The organism is Saccharopolyspora dendranthemae (genome assembly GCF_007829955.1).
Classification (GTDB): domain Bacteria; phylum Actinomycetota; class Actinomycetes; order Mycobacteriales; family Pseudonocardiaceae; genus Saccharopolyspora; species Saccharopolyspora dendranthemae.
This window is the reverse complement of the sequence record NZ_VIWX01000001.1, coordinates 1-18177: the sequence shown is the minus strand read 5'-3', so window position 1 is coordinate 18177 and position 18177 is coordinate 1. Positions and strand designations below refer to the sequence as shown.

The 18177-nt window shown below is 69.4% G+C and carries 15 protein-coding genes; 8 read left to right on the top strand and 7 right to left on the bottom strand.

Annotated elements, in window-relative coordinates; all coding sequences use genetic code 11:
- The first annotated feature begins 44 nt into the window (after positions 1 to 44).
- Entirely contained in the window at positions 45 to 929 is an 885-nt protein-coding gene (locus tag FHU35_RS00075; RefSeq protein WP_145735474.1) for a LysR family transcriptional regulator ArgP, read from the top strand.
- Positions 930 to 1005: 76 nt separating this feature from the next.
- On the opposite strand, the gene FHU35_RS00070 is transcribed toward FHU35_RS00075, so the two are convergent.
- Positions 1006 to 1806 carry a crotonase/enoyl-CoA hydratase family protein gene (locus FHU35_RS00070; RefSeq protein ID WP_246109972.1) on the bottom strand — a complete coding sequence of 267 codons (801 nt, stop codon included), beginning with the start codon at positions 1804 to 1806 and terminating at the stop codon, positions 1006 to 1008.
- A 190-nt stretch (positions 1807 to 1996) separates the two neighbouring features.
- On the opposite strand from FHU35_RS00070, the gene FHU35_RS00065 reads away from it, so the two are divergent.
- The 4 genes from FHU35_RS00065 (at position 1997) to FHU35_RS00050 (ending at position 7434) form a co-directional block, all read left to right on the top strand.
- Positions 1997 to 3751 carry an acyclic terpene utilization AtuA family protein gene (locus FHU35_RS00065; protein WP_145735472.1) on the top strand — a complete coding sequence of 585 codons (1755 nt, stop codon included), beginning with the start codon at positions 1997 to 1999 and terminating at the stop codon, positions 3749 to 3751.
- A 236-nt stretch (positions 3752 to 3987) separates the two neighbouring features.
- Positions 3988 to 4695 (top strand): TetR/AcrR family transcriptional regulator, encoded by a 708-nt coding sequence (locus tag FHU35_RS00060; RefSeq protein WP_145735470.1) that lies wholly within the window; start codon positions 3988 to 3990, stop codon positions 4693 to 4695.
- 123 nt (positions 4696 to 4818) lie between these two features.
- Positions 4819 to 6279 carry a helix-turn-helix domain-containing protein gene (locus tag FHU35_RS00055; RefSeq protein WP_222429245.1) on the top strand — a complete coding sequence of 487 codons (1461 nt, stop codon included), beginning with the start codon at positions 4819 to 4821 and terminating at the stop codon, positions 6277 to 6279.
- A 168-nt stretch (positions 6280 to 6447) separates the two neighbouring features.
- Positions 6448 to 7434 (top strand): hypothetical protein, encoded by a 987-nt coding sequence (locus FHU35_RS00050; protein ID WP_246109971.1) that lies wholly within the window; start codon positions 6448 to 6450, stop codon positions 7432 to 7434.
- 136 nt (positions 7435 to 7570) lie between these two features.
- Here FHU35_RS00050 and FHU35_RS00045 read toward each other — a convergent pair whose 3' ends face one another.
- The gene (locus FHU35_RS00045) at positions 7571 to 8209 is read right to left on the bottom strand and encodes a GntR family transcriptional regulator (RefSeq protein ID WP_186459192.1); all 639 of its coding nucleotides are present in this window, start codon (positions 8207 to 8209) and stop codon (positions 7571 to 7573) included.
- A 135-nt stretch (positions 8210 to 8344) separates the two neighbouring features.
- On the opposite strand from FHU35_RS00045, the gene FHU35_RS00040 reads away from it, so the two are divergent.
- The gene (locus FHU35_RS00040) at positions 8345 to 9577 is read left to right on the top strand and encodes a sensor domain-containing diguanylate cyclase (RefSeq protein WP_145735464.1); all 1233 of its coding nucleotides are present in this window, start codon (positions 8345 to 8347) and stop codon (positions 9575 to 9577) included.
- Here the strand turns inward: FHU35_RS00040 and FHU35_RS00035 are convergent.
- Together FHU35_RS00035 and FHU35_RS00030 are read right to left on the bottom strand one after the other, a co-directional pair.
- On the bottom strand, positions 9574 to 10932 hold the full coding sequence (locus FHU35_RS00035) for a dihydrolipoyl dehydrogenase family protein (protein WP_186459191.1): 1359 nt from the start codon (positions 10930 to 10932) through the stop codon (positions 9574 to 9576). The genes FHU35_RS00040 and FHU35_RS00035 overlap by 4 nt on opposite strands.
- A 58-nt stretch (positions 10933 to 10990) precedes the next feature.
- The gene (locus FHU35_RS00030) at positions 10991 to 11923 is read right to left on the bottom strand and encodes an alpha/beta hydrolase (RefSeq protein ID WP_145735460.1); all 933 of its coding nucleotides are present in this window, start codon (positions 11921 to 11923) and stop codon (positions 10991 to 10993) included.
- Between the two features lie 352 nt (positions 11924 to 12275).
- On the opposite strand from FHU35_RS00030, the gene FHU35_RS00025 reads away from it, so the two are divergent.
- Both FHU35_RS00025 and FHU35_RS00020 read left to right on the top strand, forming a co-directional pair.
- The gene (locus FHU35_RS00025; RefSeq protein ID WP_145735458.1) at positions 12276 to 14156 is read left to right on the top strand and encodes a 2-oxoacid:acceptor oxidoreductase subunit alpha; all 1881 of its coding nucleotides are present in this window, start codon (positions 12276 to 12278) and stop codon (positions 14154 to 14156) included.
- A complete protein-coding gene (locus FHU35_RS00020; protein WP_145735456.1) occupies positions 14153 to 15214 on the top strand; it encodes a 2-oxoacid:ferredoxin oxidoreductase subunit beta in 1062 nt (353 codons plus the stop codon). The genes FHU35_RS00025 and FHU35_RS00020 overlap by 4 nt, the downstream gene beginning before the upstream one ends.
- A 70-nt stretch (positions 15215 to 15284) precedes the next feature.
- Here the strand turns inward: FHU35_RS00020 and FHU35_RS00015 are convergent, their stop codons facing one another.
- The 3 genes from FHU35_RS00015 to FHU35_RS00005 all read right to left on the bottom strand — a co-directional run.
- Complete coding sequence (locus FHU35_RS00015; RefSeq protein ID WP_145735454.1) at positions 15285 to 16829, bottom strand: acetolactate synthase large subunit; 1545 nt, start codon at positions 16827 to 16829, stop codon at positions 15285 to 15287.
- A gap of 71 nt (positions 16830 to 16900) precedes the next feature.
- On the bottom strand, positions 16901 to 17737 hold the full coding sequence (locus FHU35_RS00010) for an alpha/beta fold hydrolase (protein ID WP_145735451.1): 837 nt from the start codon (positions 17735 to 17737) through the stop codon (positions 16901 to 16903).
- A 69-nt stretch (positions 17738 to 17806) separates the two neighbouring features.
- Positions 17807 to 18177 (bottom strand): aldose epimerase family protein (locus FHU35_RS00005; protein WP_484336719.1); only part of this gene is annotated, 371 nt, incomplete at its 5' end.

The following is an 18177-nucleotide window of genomic DNA, read 5'->3' as shown; positions in this document are numbered from 1 at the left end:
CCCAGATCAGTACAGCTAAGGATTCTTAACTAACATTAGCCAGCATGAACATCGATCTGCCCGTGGACCACGCGCGGACCCTGCTCGCGGTGGTCGACGGAGGCACTCTGGACGCCGCAGCCGCGGCGTTGCACGTGACGCCTTCGGCGGTCAGCCAGCGGATCAAGGCGCTCGAGCAGCGCACCGGACGGGTTCTGCTGATTCGCAGCAAGCCGGTGCAGCTCACCGAATCCGGCCAGGTGGTGGTCCGGTTCGCGCGGCAGCTGGCGCGGATGGAGCAGGACGTGGCCGGCGAGCTCGGCATGTCCGGTAGCGGTGTCACGAGCACCTTGCCCATCGCGGTCAACGCCGACTCGCTGAGCACCTGGTTCGTCCCCGCCCTGGCGCAGGTCGGTGATCAGGCGCGGATCTGCTTCGAGCTGCATCGCGCCGATGAAGGCCACACCACGGCGCTGCTGCGGGAGGGCAGGGTGATGGCGGCGGTGACCTCGACGCCCGACCCGGTGCAGGGGTGCTCGGTGCGCAAGCTCGGCCACATGCGCTACCTGGCCTGCGTGGCACCGTCGAGGATGGGGGAGCGGTCCCTCGCCCAGGTGCTCGACGAGGTGCCGGTGCTGATCTTCGACAAGCACGACGACCTGCAGGACGCCTTCGCACGCAAGCTCACCCGAGGACGAGGTGCGGGCGGTCCGCGGCACTTCGTGCCCTCGTCCGAGGGCTTCGTCGATGCGATCGTGGTCGGGCTCGGCTGGGGGATGGTGCCGCGGGTGCAGGCCGCGCCGCTGCTGCGGTCCGGCGCGGTGGTCGACATCGCGCCGGACCGCGGCGTGGACGTGCCGCTGTACTGGCAGCAGTGGAAGCTGGACTCGCCCGCGCTGGCCGCCGTCGCGCAGGCCGTGCGGGCCAGCGCCGCGGCGGAGCTGGCCTAGGGGCTGTTGAGGAGTGCGGCGCAGCCGCAACCTCTTCTACCACTAGACGCCGCGCGCAGCGATCTCCGACCGGTCCTTACGCCGGGTCGGCGAACTTCGGGTCCCGCTTCTCCAGATTCGCCGAGATCGCCTCGAGCTGGTTGGGCGTGCCGATCAGCGAGTGGATCGCGACCTGCTCCGCCTCGAAGCCCTCCTCGAGCGAGATCCGCCCGGCGAGGTCCAGCAGCCGCTTGGACTCGCGGATGGCCTGCGGGCTCTTGCCCGCGATCTCCCGCGCCAAGCTCATGGCCGCGGTGTGCGGGTCCGCCTCGACGCGCGTGGCCAGGCGCAGCTCGACGGCCTCCTCGCCGCTGACCACGCGACCGGTGAACGTCAGCTCCTTGGCCACGTCACGGCCCACCAGCTCCGGCAGGACCTGGGTGCCGGTCATGTCCGGGTTGATGCCCCACTTGATCTCCAGCACCGACAACCGGGCGTCCGCAGCGACCAACCGGATGTCGGCTCCCAGCGCGATCTGCAGGCCGCCGCCGTAGGAAACCCCGTGCACCGCGGCGATGACCGGCTGCGGCAGGAGCGTCCAGATGTGCACCGCCTGCTGGGCGAGCGCCTTGGCCGGGCCGTCGGTCTCCAGGCGCGGCGGCCGAGCGCCCCCGGCCATCTCGCCGAAAACGCTGAAATCCAGTCCGGCGCAGAACCCGCGCCCTTCACCGGAGAGCACGACCGCGCGCACGCCGGGGTCGTCGCGCAACCGCTCGCCGGTGGCGACCAGCTCGGTGAACATCGCCTGGTCCAGCGCGTTGAGCTTGTCGGGGCGGTTCAACCGCACGTCGGCGACTCCGTCGGTGACGGTGCAGCTGATCCGCTCTGTGCTCGACACGGGCTTCCTCCAGGCAAGGCGACGAAAAACCGCGCGCAGTCGGACGAAACCACGCGCGAAGTGACTTAGCGAACGTTAAGGGCCGCTGACGTGGGCAGTCAAGATCAGGCGCCGGTCGCGCGCTTGTGCTCGTCGCCTCAGTGTGCCTAGCGTCACCGAGGATTTCGCCAACCCCGGACGAGGTGGATCAATGGCTGGGCCGATTCGGATCGCAGGCTTCTCGGGTTACTTGGGAGACCGGCGGAGCGCGCTCGACGAAGCGATCGCGGGGGACCCGGTCGACGTCCTGATCGGTGACTACCTGGCGGAGTTCACCCTCGCCATGCTCTCGGCGCGGTACCGCAACGACCCCTCCAGGGGGTACGTCGAGTACTTCCTGGAGCAGCTGCGCCCGCACCTGGCGACCATCGCCGAACGCGGGACGCGGGTGGTCGTCAACGCGGGCGGGTTCAACCCGTCCGGACTGGCCGAGGCCACCCGGCAGCTCGTCACCGAGGCGGGAGCGGATCTGGCGGTCGCGCACGTCGAGGGCGACAACGTGCTCGCGAGGCTGGACCAGCTGCAGGCCGCGGGGCACGACCTGGCGAGCATGGACACCGGTGAACCTCTGTCGAGCTGGCGGGCGCGTCCGGTCGCCGCCAACGCCTACCTCGGGGGTTGGGGCATCGCCACCGCATTGCGGGCGGGCGCCGACATCGTGGTGTGCGGCCGGGTCACCGACGCCTCGCTGACCGTGGGGCCGGCCGCCTGGTGGCACGACTGGCAGCGGACCGACTTCGACCAGCTCGCGGCAGCCGTGGTCGCCGGTCACATCATCGAGTGCGGACCGCACGCCACCGGCGGCAACTTCTCGGGCTTCGCGGAGATCCCGGGCATGGTCGCCCCCGGCTTCCCGATCGCCGAGATCGGTGCGGACGGGACGACGATCATCACCAAGCACTCCGCCGACGGTGGAGCGGTCACGGTGGACACGGTGACCGCCCAACTGGTCTACGAGATCCAAGGGCCCCGCTACCTCAACCCGGACGTCACCGCGCACCTGGACAGCGTGCGTCTGCGCCAGGTCGAACCGGACCGGGTGGAGCTGTCGGGCACCACCGGCTCGGCGCCGCCGCCCACCACCAAGGTCGCGCTGTTCGCGCCGATCGGCCACCAGATCGTCACCACTCTCTACGCCACCGGCCTCGACATCGACGCCAAGGTCGCCCTGATCCGGGAGCAGGCCGCAGCGCTGCTCGCGGCCCCCGAGGCCGAGCTCGACGTGTCCGCGCTCGGCACGCCGGCGGAGGATCCGCAGCGGCAGTGGGAATCCACCGTGCAGGTGCGGGTCATGGCCACCGCCGCCGAGCGAGAACCGCTGCAGCGCCTCGTCACCGGGATCGGTGAGCTGTACCTGTCGAGCATCCCGGGGTTCTTCACCGACACCGCCGCGCGGCAGGCTCCGACGCCGAGCACGCGCATCGATTACTGGCCCGCTCTGCTGGCCCTCAGCACCGTCGATCACGTCGTGGTGCTCCAGGACGGCTCCCGGATCGACGTCGGCGGTCCCGCGCTCACCGAAAAGGCGGTGCAGCCCGAGCATCCCGAACCTGCCGGGTTCGAACCCCGGACTACTCGGCGCGTCCCGCTGGGACGGGTGGCCCATGCCCGAGCGGGCGACAAGGGCGGCAACAGCAATGTGGGTCTGTGGGTGTCGGATCCCGAGGCGTGGCCCTGGTTGCGGAGCCTGCTCACCACCGACGAGCTGCGGCGTCTGATGCCGGAGGCCAAGGACCTGGAGATCGTGCGGCACGAGTTCCCGAACCTGCGCGCGGTCCACTTCGTGCTGCGCGGCCTGCTGGGCACAGGCGGTTCCAGCAACCTGCGCGTCGACCCGATCGGCAAGGCGGTGGGCGAGTTCCTGCGCGCGCGGCACGTCGAGGTCCCGCAGCACCTCCTCGGCTGAACGTGATCGCGATTTCGTCCCGTTCGGACTGTGCGGTAATATGCGTATACCGCACGCAATGGGGATTGCGAAGCGACAGGGTCGGGGCGGTTCGGCGGCATCGGCTGGGGGTGGTGCCGCCGAACCGGACTCGCGAAGCTTCGAAAGTCCCGCGCGCAACGTGGGATCACTAGACCGTTCGGCGTAACCTCTACGCGCGACGAAGGTGCCGACGTCGAGCTCGAGGACGGACAGCGATGGCCGGTCGGAACGTCCAGCCCAGTGGTGTTCACCTGCTCTGGGGGCAGCGCCAGCGTCCACCCCGCGGCCCGAAACCGACGCTGAGCCTGGAGCAGATCGTCGATGAGGCGGTTCGGCTCGCGGACTCCGAAGGCATGGAAGCGCTGTCGATGCAGCGGCTCGCCTCCGAGCTCGGGGTGGGCACCATGTCGCTCTATCGCTACGTGCCGAGCAAGGAAGATCTGACCAGCTTGATGGTCGACGCCGCCATCGGCACCCCGCCGGTGATCGGCGAGCGGACCGGATGGCGCGCCGCGATGGAGATGTGGGCTCGCGCCAACCTCCGCGTTTTCGAACGACATCCGTGGACGCTGGCGCTGGTCACTCGGCCGCGCGTGATGGGACCGAACGAGGTCGGGTACCTCGAAGTCGCCCTGGCCGCGTTGCACGGCACCGGCCTCGAGCCGGCCGAGAAGCTCAACGCCGTGCTGCTGATCAACGGCTACGTGCGCGGCAGCGCACCGTTCCTGCCGGAGCGGGAGCCCGAGGAGCCCCAGATGGTCAGCTGGCAGCTGCTCGCCGACCTCGGGCAGGAGGAGAGGTTCCCGAACATCGTCGAGGTCATGGCTGCGGTCGCCGACGGGGGCGCCGAGGCCGACATCCCGTTCGAGTACGGCCTGCGCCGGGTGCTCGACGGCATCGAGGCCCGCATCGAGCCCGTCTAGGTCCTGTCCCGCACTGGGTGTGCTTTTCGCACGAACAGGCTATTTACCGTGTTCTGGCCGGGCGCAAGGGTGATCGGTATCCGGGAAGTGGCTGGGGGCCGTGCTGGCGCGGGGGAGGGCATCGTGGCGGACGCGACTGCTCGGGGGCAGGGCGAGGAGCTCAACTGGTTGCTGTCCGAGATGCGGCGGCAGACAGCGCAGGGGGCCGAGCCCGATGCGCGCAAAGTTCTCGACTGGTTGCACCGCCAGACCGGAGTTGAGGTCGCGCTGGTCGGCAACGACGCGGCCACCGTAGCCGCGCGCACCGCGGGTTTCCCGCAGGAGGCGGTGCACTCGCTCGCGCCGCTGCTCGCGCGAATGTCGGCTGGGCAGCTGGCCGCCGCCGCGACCCAGGTCGAAGGGTGGCACGTGCACTGCGAAGCCTTGGGAACGCACGATCCCCGCCAGGTGCTCGTGGCGGCCGGCTGCTCCGAGCCGACCCGGCGAGCAGTCTCGCTGACCTCGCACGCCTGCACCGCCCTAGCGATGTTGCGGCGCGTGGAGAACGGTGATCGGGCCTGGCGCGGCTACCAGCACAAGGCGCACCAGGTGCGGTTCGCCGTGCTGCACGCGCTGCTGGCGGGAGAACCGATGCTGGCCCGCCGGATGACGACCGGGGCCGTTCCACCGCTGTTGGACACCGAGCGGTTGCGCGTCCACCTGCTGCGCTGCCCGCCCGCCGACCGCGCGCGGATCACCCGGACGTACCAGGATCACTTGGGCTACCACGGTTCAGATCTCCTGGTGCAATGCCCGGTCTTCACCGATCACTTGATCTGCCTCATCGCTGACGGTGAAGAGCGGCACGCCGAGATCTTGCGCCTGCTGGTCCGGGACAACCCCCGCTACGCGCTCGGCATCAGCGATGCGCACCCGCTCAGCGCCACCGCCGCAGCCTATGCCCAGTCGGCCCACGCTTTGGCGGCCGCCCGCACCGTGGCCCACCGCGTGGCGTTCTACCACGGCCAGACCCCACTGCAGGACGTCCTCGTCCAGCCGCACGCGGCCGCCTGGGCCCGAGCGCTTCTGCGGCCGCTGGACTCGGTGCCCAAGACCAGTGCCGACATCATCCGCCTGGTCATGCTCATGCCCCGGTCCGGCGTGGCCCGACTGCTCGGGCTCAGCCGCAACACCATCACCGCCCATCTCAAACGCGCGGAACAGGCCCTCGGGCACAGCCTCGCCGACGCGCGCTTTCGGGCCGCGATCCACCTCGCCCTGGCGCTGAGCAGTTCGCAGGATTCGACGGCGACCGGCCAGCACCCACCTACGCTCGCCGAGTTGCTGAGCATCGAACCCGCAGCCGCGTGGGCCCGCACTGTCCTGCGGCCCTTGGACTCCCAGCACCGCAGCACCCTTCGCACCTGGATCGACACCAACACCGACGCCCAGCAGGCGGCCCAGCGCCTCGGTCTCAGCCGCAACACGGTCCGAGCGCACCTGCGCACGGCCGAGGCGCTGCTGGGACTCGACCTGCTGACCACCGGCGCCGGTGTCCACGACGTCGTTCACGCCCTCGACATCATCACGGCGCGAACCTCTTGAGCACCGTGCACAATCCGCATCCGAAATTGCGCTCCGTGCACATTGGCCGAGAACTCGGGCACTTCTAATCTGTGCGGCGTGGATCATCGTTGAACGGAATTCGATCGCGCCGCGAGTTCGAAATGGCGCAGAACTGGGGTACAGATGAAAAAGGCATTCCGTAGTGCCGTGATCGCCTTGACCAGCGGTGCGTGTCTGCTCTGCTCGTCCACCGCGGGCGGCGCAGTACCTGACGACGACATCGCCGACGAGAAGATCACGTGCGAGCAATCGCCAGGCGCTGATCCGTTCTACAAAAAGCCTTCGGCTTCGAAGGTCTACGACGACATGTTCAGCAAGTCCCGCGCGATACCGGGCCTCGACGACGATTACGTCCCGCAGGGGCTCGCCGTGTGGAAAGACCTCATGCTGATCACCGCCTACGAGAATGACGACGATTCGGAAGACCGTGGCGATTCGGAAGGGGATCGCGGTTCGGGCACGAGTGCACGGATCTACGTCATCAACCTCACCACCGGAGCGCGCGATTTCGTGGAGATCGCCGACTCGCACGCAGGAGGCATCGCGGTGGTCAAGGATTGGGTGTTCGTCGAGGGCAAACAAGTCGATGACGGTGAGGACGAGGGGACCGAGCGGGATTACACCATCGACAAGTACCGGCTGGACAGCCTGCTGCTGGCTCTTTCGCTGCCGGGACACGCCACACTCAACCCCGTCGGGGAGCCGCGCAAGGTGTACGGATCGTCGTTCCTGGCGAGCTCGGGCGACACCTTGTACGCGGGACGTTTCAACACGGGTGGCCGCGACTCCATGTACGAGTACTCCGTGGCGGCCAACGGTAACTTGAAGACCGGCCAGAAATACGAGGTGCCGAAGAAGACGCAAGGCCTGCTCGTGTCCAAGGGGCACTTCATCTACAGCACGTCCCACGGCAGGGGCAATTTCAGCAACGTCTACGTCGTCGACGGGGGTGCCACCGATATCGACTCGTCCGCACGGTGTTTCCGCGCGCCGAGCATGTCTCAGGGCATCGCGGCTTTCAACGGGAATGCCTACCTGCTGTTCGAATCCGGGGCGCGCAAATACGTGGACGGAGCCAAGAACCCGATCCGCAACCTGCACAAGGCGGATCTCGTCGACCTGGCCACTTACTGACCCGGCGGGACTCATGGCTCGCGCGCACTGAGCGGGAACGCTGGTGATGCCTCGGTGGTGAGGTGTCACCAGCGCCCTTCGGTGATCATCCGGGAAGGCCGCTCCGGCGCTTGTGGTGGACGCGCGGGCGGCGGGATCAGCGGGGCGAGGGGAGTGCGGGGCCGAACGTGACGGGAATCGGAGAAGCCGGTCGGCTCCGGTGCGAGTCCATGATCGAGATCGCGGTGGCGGTCTCGCCCTTGCGCAAGGCGTCGATCAGCATCCGTTGTTCGCGGACGAGTCTTCGCCTCGTTTCCTGGTCGTAGAGGTGAGCCGAGCGGTAGGGCTCGGTCATCGTCCATATCCGCTCGATCTCGTCGACGATCAGGTCGAGCCGGGAGGTTCGGAAGATCACGAAGTGGAAGTCGTGGTCGAGCTCGGTCATGCGGAGCACGTCGGCGGCTTCGGCGGCGGTCTCGATGCTGCGGTTGAGCTCCGTGAGGGCGACCAGCTGGGAGTCGCCGAGCTGCGGAACCCGGCGCAGCACCGTCGATTCGAGTGCGGCGCGCATCAGGTGCGACTGCTGCAGCTCGTCAGCGGAGAGCCGGGTCACCGCGTAGCCCACGTTCGGCCGGTGGCGCACGACGCCCTCGGCCTCCAGCGACTTCAGGGCCTCCCGGACCGGGACACGGCTTACTCCGAGCCGTTCGGCCAGTGCTTCCTGCCGCAGCGGTTGGCCAGGGAGCAGTTCCTGGCTGCGCAACATCCGCCGGATCTGATCGACTGCGCGTCCCACCGAAGTTCCCGCCATTGCACACGCTCCGCGCTCGACTGGGTCGGTCACGGGATAGTAACGCACCGTGTTCGCGGCCTTACGCGGAGATGCGTCGTCTATGCGTGCCCCGTGCGGTGCGGTTATCGTGCGTTTCGTATGGCCACCTCTTCGCAGCCGGGCGGCGACGCCGAGTCGATCCTATGGCGGCCGCTCTTCGAACAGGGTGCGGCGGCCATGGCGATCATCGATGTGCAAGGTAGATACCTGCACGTCAACGAGGCGTTCTGCCGCATGCTGGGGTACGGGCCGGACGACCTCGTGGGCCATGACTACCGCAGTGTCACGCACCGCGATGACGTCGACGAGCAGGGCCCGGCCGAGTCCGACGAGCCGCTGGAGAAGCGCTACATCCGCTCCGACGGGACCGTGATCTGGGTACTGGTGTCGCGTTCGCTCATCCGGGACGCCGACGGTGCGCCCGTGCACTACCTGTCGCAGTGCCAGGACATCACCCGTCGCCGCGAAGCGGAGCTGCTGTGGCAGCGCAGCTTCGCCAACGCGCCTATCGGCATGGCGCTGCTGGACCTCAAGGGGAGCTGGACCCAGGTCAACGACACGCTCTGCGACATGCTCGGCTACTCCAGCGAGGAGATGATCGGCATGTCGTTCACCGAGGTCACCTACGAGGACGATGACGACAGGGGCCGAGCGGCGCTGGACGAACTCGTGCACGGAGTCGTGGAGAGCGTCAACATCGAGAAGCGCTACCGGCGCAAGGACGGCCAGGCCATCTGGATGCTGATCCGCGCGACCGCCGTCCCGGGAGCCAACGGGCTCCCCGCGTTCGTGGTGAGCCAGTACGAGGACATCGGGGAGCGCAGGTCGGCGGACGCGCGTCTGGCGCAGCTGGCGCTGCACGACCCGCTGACCGGGCTGGCCAACCGCACCTTGCTGGCCGACCTGATGGACCTCGCGCTCAAGCGGATCGCGCGCGGCGACGGGTTGCTCGCCGTGGTGGTGGCCGATCTCGACGAGCTCAAGCCCCTCAACGACGAGCACGGGCACGTGTTCGGGGACAAGATGATCATCGCCGCGGCCGGTGAGCTGGAAGCGGCGGTGCGCGGCGGTGACGCGGTGGCCAGGCTCGGCGGGGACGAGTTCGTGGTGGTGAGCCTCGTCGAGAACGCGGCCGAAGGCGCCGAGCTGAGAGACCGCATCGAGCAGCGCCTCAACGCCGACGTGACCGTCGGCGACACCGCGTTGCGGCTGCGCACCAGCGTCGGGTTGATCATCACCACCGACCCCGAAGCCGGTCGGGACGAGTTGTTGCACGCCGCCGACCAGGACATGTACGAGCGCAAGCGCCGCCGGGGCTCCGCTCGCAGCTAGGGCGTGCTGAGCTCGTCGAGCGCCGGTTGGATCGCGCGGTGGAACGTCGGGTAAGCGAAGATCATCTCGCTGAGCCGCGCGATCGGGACCTCCGCGTGGACCGCCACGGCGAGTGCGCCGATCATCTCGCCGCCGGAGGGCCCGACGGCCGTGGCGCCTACCAGCACGCCTCGCTCGGTGTCGGCGACCAGCTTCACGAGGCCCTCGTTGCCGACCTTGTGGATGAAGCCCCGGGGTGTCTCGGGCAGCTTGGCGATCGCGGTGCGGATCCGCTCGTGCTCGGAGACGGCCTGCGCCTCGGTCAGCCCGACCGTGGCCACCTCCGGATCGGTGAACGTCACCGAGGGCATCGCCCGGTAATCGGCCGGCGCCCCTGCCTCGCCCAGGATGTCGGCCGCGGCGATCCGCGACTGGTACACGGAGGTGTGCGTGAACGCGCCGCGGCCGGTCACGTCGCCGATCGCCCAGACGCCGTCGGTCGCGCGCATCCGCTCGTCGACGGCGATCGTGCGGGCCTCGTCGTCGAGGCCGACCGCGGCCACGCCCAGCGCGCGCAGGTCCGTGCGCCTGCCGGTGGCGACCAGCAGGCTCTCGGCCTCGAGCTGCTCGTCGTCGGTGGAGACCTGGAAGCGACCGCTGTGGGACACCTGCCGGACGGCGCTGCCGACCAGGACCCGCACGCCTTCGGCGCGCAGTCGTTCGGTGATGACCTCCGAGGCCTCGGGCTCGCTCATCGGTAGCAGCTGCGACTGCGCCTCCACCACGGTGACCTCGCTGCCGAACCGGGCGAAGACCTGCGCGAACTCCAGTCCGACCGGGCCGCCACCCAGCACGACGAGGGATTCCGGGACCTGCTCGACCGCCACGGCATCGCGGTTGGTCCAGAACGGTGCGTGGGCCAGGCCCTCGATCGGCGGGATGGCCGGTTCGGTTCCCGGGTTGAGCACGATGGCGCGCTTGGCGCGCAGCACTTGCTCTCCCACGGTCACCTCACCGGGCGCGGTGATGCGACCGACACCGCGCACCAGCCGGCCGCCGGTGCTCTCGAAGCGCCGGACCGCGGCCTCGTCGTTCCAGCCGGTCGTGGCTTCGTCGCGGATGCGGGTGGCCACCGGGGACCAGTCCGCCCGGACGGTCGCCGACCCGGCGAGCTCGGGAACCCTGCGCGCTTCGGCCAACGCCTCGGCCGCGCGCAGCATGATCTTCGTCGGGATGCAGGCGTAGTAGGGGCATTCGCCGCCTACCAGGCGCGACTCGACGCCGACCACGGACAGCCCGGCGTTCGCCAGCCGCGCGGCCACGTCCTCGCCACCCGGCCCCATGCCGATCACCACGACATCGACCTCGTCGGCCACTCGGCCCACCTCCGTTCTCCTAGCCGGTCCTCAGCGCACCACCTGTTGCGGGGGAACGCTAGCCGAGCGCCGTGCGCAGCACCGCGAACGCCTCGCGCATCGCCTCGGCGGCGACCGGGATCCGCTCGGCCTCGGGTGCGAACCCGTGGAACAGGCCCGGGAGGTGCTGGGTGGAGGTCGGCACCCCTGCCTGCTTGAGCCGCGCGGCGTAGTCCCGCCCCTCGCTGCACAACGGGTCCATTCCGGCGGTGAGCACGTGGGCGGGAGGCAGCCCGGTGAGGTCGTCGGCGCGCAGCGGGGAGGCGTGCGGGTGGTCGCGCACCTCCAGATCGGGCGCGTACTCGTCCCAGAACCACATCATGTGCTGCTTGGTCAGCAGGCAGTCCGGTCCGCTGTCGAGGTACGACCGCGTGGTGAAGTCGTGATCGGTGACCGGGTAGAGCAGCAGTTGGAAGGCGATGTCGGGCGTGCCGCGCTCCTGCGCCTGCAAGCAGGTCACCGCGGCGAGGTTGCCACCCGCGCTGTCGCCTACCACCGCCAGTCGGGAGGCGTCCCCGCCGATCTCCTCGGCGTGCGCGGCGGCCCAGACGGTCGCCGAGTAGGCGTCCTCGACGGCGGCGGGGTAGCGGTGCTCCGGGGCGAGCCGGTAGTCCACCGAGATCACGATCGCCCCGACCGCGTTGGCCAGCGTCCGCGCCAAGCCGTCGTGGGACTCGAGGTCACCGAGGACCCAGCCGCCGCCGTGGAAGTACACCAGCACGGGCAACCCGGTGCGGTCGCTCGGCCAGTAGAGGCGGACCGGGACCTGCACGCCGTAGGAGCCCGGGATGTGCCGGTCCTCGACGCGTTCGACTTCTCCCCGCGGTCTGCCGTCGCTCCGCGCCGAGGAGATCCGCCGGGCTGTCGCGGCATCGGTGATCTCACCGCCGAGGTCGGGGAAGGTCTCCCTGGTCTGCGCGACGAAGGGTTCGGCTTCCGGATGCAGCGGCATGGTGTCCTCCACGGTCGGGCTCGACCGGACTTGTGGTCCGGCCTGAGATGTAATCCGACCTGTCCCCGGGCGGGCATCGGCCAGTTGAGCGATCGTGTTCCCGCATGGTGAGAGACCGATGGTGTGGCAGATCACAAATTTGCCGGTGAGCGGCCCGTAGCGTCCGTTCACCTCCCGGTTGCACCATCGATACAGGTCCTCCTGCCTGGGCGGGAATCCAGAACTGGATCGTTCCGCGCAGAGGTTCGCACACGGTGATCGCCAAGATCGACTGCGTGATCGCGAACACGCCACTACCTGTATCGTTCGCCACAGGACGAACGTTGCCTGCAATTGAAGGGGAACGGATCAATTGGGCGCGACGAACGGACACCGGACGAACGGGACTCGAAAGCTGAATCGGGTCGTGATTCGCTTCGCCGGTGACTCCGGTGACGGTATGCAGCTGACGGGTGATCGGTTCACGTCGGAGGCCGCGGCCTTCGGGAACGATCTGGCGACGCTGCCGAACTTCCCGGCCGAGATCCGGGCCCCTGCGGGGACGCTTCCGGGTGTGTCGAGCTTCCAGCTCCACTTCGCCGACTACGACATCCTGACGCCGGGCGACCGGCCGGACGTGCTGGTGGCGATGAACCCGGCGGCGTTGAAGTCGAACCTCGGTGATCTCCCGCATGGTGGGATCCTGATCGTGAACACCGATGAGTTCACGAAGCGGAACCTGACGAAGGTCGGGTACGAGGGCAATCCGCTGGACGCCGAGGAGCTGCTCGAGCGCTTCGCCGTGCACGAGGTCGCGATGGGCACCCTGACGCAGGGTGCGCTGGAGGAGACCGGGCTGGGCAAGAAGGACGCCGAGCGGTGCAAGAACATGTTCGCGCTGGGTCTGCTGTCGTGGATGTACCACCGGCCGACCGAGGGCACCGAGCGGTTCCTGCGGGAGAAGTTCGCGAAGAAGCCGGACATCGCCGAGGCGAACGTGCTGGCCTTCCGGGCGGGCTGGAACTACGGCGAGACGACGGAGTCGTTCGCGGTGACCTACGAGGTCGCCCCGGCGAAGCTGCCGGAGGGCACCTACCGGCAGATCACGGGCAACGCGGCCCTGGCGTACGGGATCGTGGCGGCGGGGCAGCGCAGCGAGCTGCCGGTGTTCCTGGGCACGTACCCGATCACGCCGGCTTCGGACGTGCTGCACGAGTTGGCCAAGCACAAGAACTTCGGCGTGACGACCTTCCAGGCGGAGGACGAGATCGCCGGTGTGGGTGCGGCTCTGGGCGCGTCGTTCGGCGGTTCGCTCGGTGTGACCACGACGTCGGGCCCGGGTCTGGCGTTGAAGTCCGAGACGATCGGTCTGGCGGTGGCGTTGGAGCTGCCGCTGCTGGTGTGCGACATCCAGCGCGGCGGTCCGTCGACGGGGTTGCCGACCAAGACCGAGCAGGCGGATCTGCTGCAGGCCCTCTACGGCCGCAACGGTGAGTCGCCGGTGCCGGTGCTGGCTCCGTGCTCGCCCGCGGACTGCTTCGAGATCGCCCTGGAGGCGGTGCGGATCGCGCTGGCCTACCGGACTCCGGTGCTGCTGCTGTCGGACGGAGCGATCGCCAACGGGTCCGAGCCGTGGTTGATCCCGGACGTGGAGTCGTTGCCGGATCTGCGGGTGGAGTTCGCGACCGAGCCCAACGCCACCGACGGTTCGGGCGAGTTCTGGCCGTACGTGCGCGATGAGGAGACCTTGGCGCGCGATTGGGCGGTGCCGGGCACTCCGGGGCTGGAGCACCGGGTCGGCGGTCTGGAGAAGGCCGACGGCAAGGGCAACATCTCCTACGACCCGGACAACCACGATCACATGACGCGGTTGCGGCAGCGCAAGATCGACGGTGTGACCGTTCCGGACCTCACCGCGGACGACCCGTCCGGTGAGGCTCGGGTGCTGGTGCTGGGGTGGGGTTCGTCGTTCGGTCCGATCGGTGCGGCGTGCCGCCGGGTGCGGGCGCAGGGCCTGAACATCGCGAGCGCGCACCTGCGTTACCTCAACCCGATGCCTGCCAACCTCGGTGAGGTGCTGCGCGGCTACGACAAGGTGATCGTGCCGGAGATGAACCTCGGCCAGCTGGCGATGCTGCTGCGCGCCCGCTACCTGGTCGACGTGCAGTCCTACACCAAGGTCGCCGGCCTGCCCTTCCAGGCCGAAGAACTCCAGAACGTGCTCATCGATGTCGTGCAGGGGGTGTCCGTGTGACTGCCACCGAGCTGGGAATGCCGTCGCTCGGAGGGCTGGCCGGGGTGCCGGCCGCCGATGCGCCGCAGAAGGCCAAGGACTTCAAGTCCGATCAGGAGGTCCGCTGGTGCCCCGGGTGCGGCGACTACGTCGTGCTCAACGCGGTGCAGAGCTTCCTGCCATCGCTCGGGCTCAAGCGCGAGAACATCGTGTTCGTCTCGGGCATCGGGTGCTCGTCGCGGTTCCCGTACTACATGAACACCTACGGGATGCACTCCATCCACGGGCGTGCCCCGGCGATCGCGACCGGTCTGGCGACCTCGCGGCCGGACCTGTCGGTGTGGGTGGTCACCGGTGACGGCGACGCGCTGTCGATCGGCGGCAACCACCTCATCCACGCGCTGCGCCGCAACGTGAACCTGAAGATCCTGCTGTTCAACAACCGGATCTACGGGCTCACCAAGGGCCAGTACTCGCCGACCAGCGAGGTCGGCAAGGTCACGAAGTCCACACCGGCCGGTTCGCTGGACTACCCGTTCAACCCGGTGTCGCTGGCGCTGGGCGCGGAAGCGTCGTTCGTGGCCCGCGTGATCGACTCCGACCGCGCGGGCGTCACCGAGACGCTCAAGGCCGCGGCCGAGCACCGGGGCAGCGCGCTCGTCGAGATCTACCAGAACTGCCCGATCTTCAACGACGGCGCCTTCGACGTCCTCAAGGACAACGAGGAGAAGGAACGCCGGATCGTGTCGCTCCAGCACGGCGAACCGATCGTGTTCGGGCCGGAGGACGAGCGGTACGGCGTGGTGCAGGGTCCCGAGGGCCTGCGCGTGGCCAAGCTGTCCGAAGTGGACGCTTCGGACGTCGTGGTGCACGACGCCGAGCGGGAGGACCCGTCGCTGGCCTTCGCGCTGTCGCGGCTGGGCGGGCAGGACCTCAGCCCGGCGATCACCGGCGTCTTCCGCAACACCGTCCGCCCGACCTACGACGACCTCGCCCGCGAGCAGGTCGCCCAGGCCGAGCAGGCCAAGCCCGCCGGACTGCAGAAGCTGCTCACCGGCAACGACACCTGGACCATCTGACCGGGTCCGCGCACCGCAGAAGAGCCCCACCCCGCACGTGAGCGGGGTGGGGCTCTTCTGCTGAGCCGATCTAGAGGACCGCTTCGACGAGGTGCGGGCCCGGTTGTGCTTGGGCAGCGCGGAGGGCGTTGAGGAGCTCCTCGCCCGTCGTGGCACGGGTGGACTGCACGCCGAAACCGCGTGCGACGGCCTGCCAGTCCAGGGCGGGTTCGCCGAGACTGGTCATCGACGCCGCGGCGGCCCCGGGATCGTCGATGCCCGCGCGTCGCAGCTCCTCGTCGAGGATGCGGTAGCGGGAGTTGGAGCAGATCACCGTGGTGACGTTGAGGGATTCGCGTGCTTGGGTCCACAGCGCCTGCACGGTGTAGGCGGCGCTGCCGTCGGCCTGGAGGTTGATCACCGCACGATCCGGGCAGGCGATCGCGGCACCGGTGGAGACGGGCATGCCCATCCCGATGGCACCGCCGGTCAGCGCGAGCTCGCAGTGCGCGGGTGCGGCGTCGGCGATCGCGGGGTAGGCGGCCGAGGACGAGACGCCCTCGTTGACGATGATGGCGTGCTCGGGCTGGGTGAGCACGATCGCCGCGGCGATGGCATTGGCGTCCAGCGCGCCCGTGGGCGCGGTGACCTTCGGACGCTCAGCCCGCGGGAGCTTGTCCGCGGCGCTGCCGGTCGCCTCGGCGAGCGCGGTCAGGCAGGTGAGCGAGTCGGCGTCGGCGTCCGCCAGCTCGTGCACGTTCAGGCCGTCCGGGAGCGGGTGGCTCAGCTGTCCCTTGTAGCCGAAGAACGACACGGGCGTGCGGGCACCGATCAGGATCAGGTCCGTATAGCCGTCGAGCGCCGAGGTCACGGCTTCCGGGAAGTAGGGGAGCGTCTGCAGCGGCGGGATGTCCGGGCCGCGTTCCACCCGCGCGCTCCCGCGCTCGGCGAGGACGTCGCCTCCCGCAGCGGCCGCGATCCGGACGGCGGTGCGGATGCTCTCGGCGTTCTCCAGCGCGTGCCCGCCCAGCAGCAGCACGGGTCGGCGGCCGGCCGAGAGCACCTTGGCGACCTCGGCGATCCGCAGCTCGTCGACCTGGGGTCGTTCGGGCCGGGCGGGTGCGGACGCGGGCATGGCGCCCTGGCCCCACATGTGGTCGGCCGCGGCGATCAGGGTCGCGGGCAGCCGGTCGCGCAGCGCTGCGACGTAGGCCTCGGCGAACTCCTCCGGGGCGGACGACGTCGACGTCGTGCGGCCCAACCAGCCCGACACCGGACGTGCCAGCGATTCGATGTCGCTGCTCAGCGGCGCGTCGGCGGCCTGGTGCCAGGACGCGTGCTCGCCGACCAGGTTGATGATCGGGGTGCGGGCCCTGCGGGCGTTGTGCAGGTTCGCGATGCCGTTGGCGAAGCCCGGCCCCAGGTGCAGCAGCGTCAGCGCGGGCGCTCCCGTCATCCGGCCGTAGCCGTCAGCCGCACCGGTCACCACGCCCTCGGAGAGCCCCAGCACCGCCCGCACCCCGTCGACCTGGTCGAAGGCCTCGACCAGCGGGATCTCGGTGGTGCCGGGATTGGCGAAGCAGATGTCGACACCGGCGGCAGCGGCGGTGGCCAGCAGACCTTCGGAACCCTTCACGAGCACTCCTACGGCGCGTCGGAAACCGGACGGATCTCATGCTCACCGCCCGGACCGCCACCGGCAAGAGTTCACTCGGGGTGCGCGAGCAGGTGCTCCAGCAGCAGGCGGGTCAGCGAGTCGGGCGCTTCCTCGGGGATCCAGTGCGAAACCTCTTGCAGCATCTCGAACCGGTAGGGACCGGTGACGTGCTGCTCGGTGGCAAGCGCGGCCGTGGAGCCGACCGCGACGTCCTCGGTGCTCCACACGAACAGGGTGGGCACGGTGATCGGCCCGATCTCGTCGTTGAACTTCGACGCCCGGTACCAGTTGAGGGCGCCGGTGAGCGCGCCTGGCTCGGTGAGCCGCTGCACGTAGTCGTCCACGTGGTGCTCGGGAACGCCGGGGTAGTAGATCCGGCGCAGCTTCGCGGCGTTGTCGGCCAGCAGCGTCTTCTCGGCCGTGGAGGAGCGGAGCGCCTGCATGTAGGCCGAGCGCTGCTGCTGGTCCTCGTCCTCGCGGACGGCCTGGGTGAACGCGTCCAGGTGCGGGATCGACACCGCGGTGAGCGTGCGGAGCCGCTCGGGGTGCTCGGCCGCCACCGACCACGCGACGGCGGCGCCCCAGTCGTGGCCGACCAGGTCGAAGCGGTCCCAGCCGAAGTGGTCGGCGATGGCCAGAACGTCTGCGACGAGCTCCCGCATCCGGTAGTCGGAGACCTGTTCCGGGCGCACGCCGGGGGAGTAGCCGCGTTGGTCCGGCGCGACCGCGAAGCACTCGGCGCCGCCGAGGACGCCCAGCTGCTCGCTCCACTCGACCGCCGCTTCGGGGAATCCGTGCAGCAGCAGCACCGGGCGCCCCTCCTCGGAGCCCGCGGTCAACGCGTCGAACTTTCCTGCCGGCGTGGGGATCTGGATGTATTCGGCCACGGGACCAGCCTATCGGTCATCGGGGGTGGGAGGTCCCGGCCGGAACCTCCCACCCCCGATGTTGGTCGATCACTCCGCGATCCGGTAGCCCCAGCTCCCGGTGTGGGTCTGACCCGGCTGCAAGATGATCAATCCGTCACCGGTGACGAATGCGTTGGGGGCCAACGTCATCGGCTCGACGGTCAGCCCCGCCCGGCTCGGCCGGTCGGTGCTGGGATCGTCGTCGGTGTAGACCTGCAAGTACTTGTGCGTTTCGTCGACCTGGAGCTCGACGTCGACGTCCCGCCGCCGGAAGCGCACCACCGCTTCGCCGTTCGCGTGGTGCAGCCCGGTGAAGGCGGTGTCCATCTCGGTGCCGCCGATCGGCCGCGCGGTGCGGAAGTCGTAGTCGGTTCCCTCGACCGCCTCCGTTCCCGTCGGGATGAGCCGGTCGTTGACCA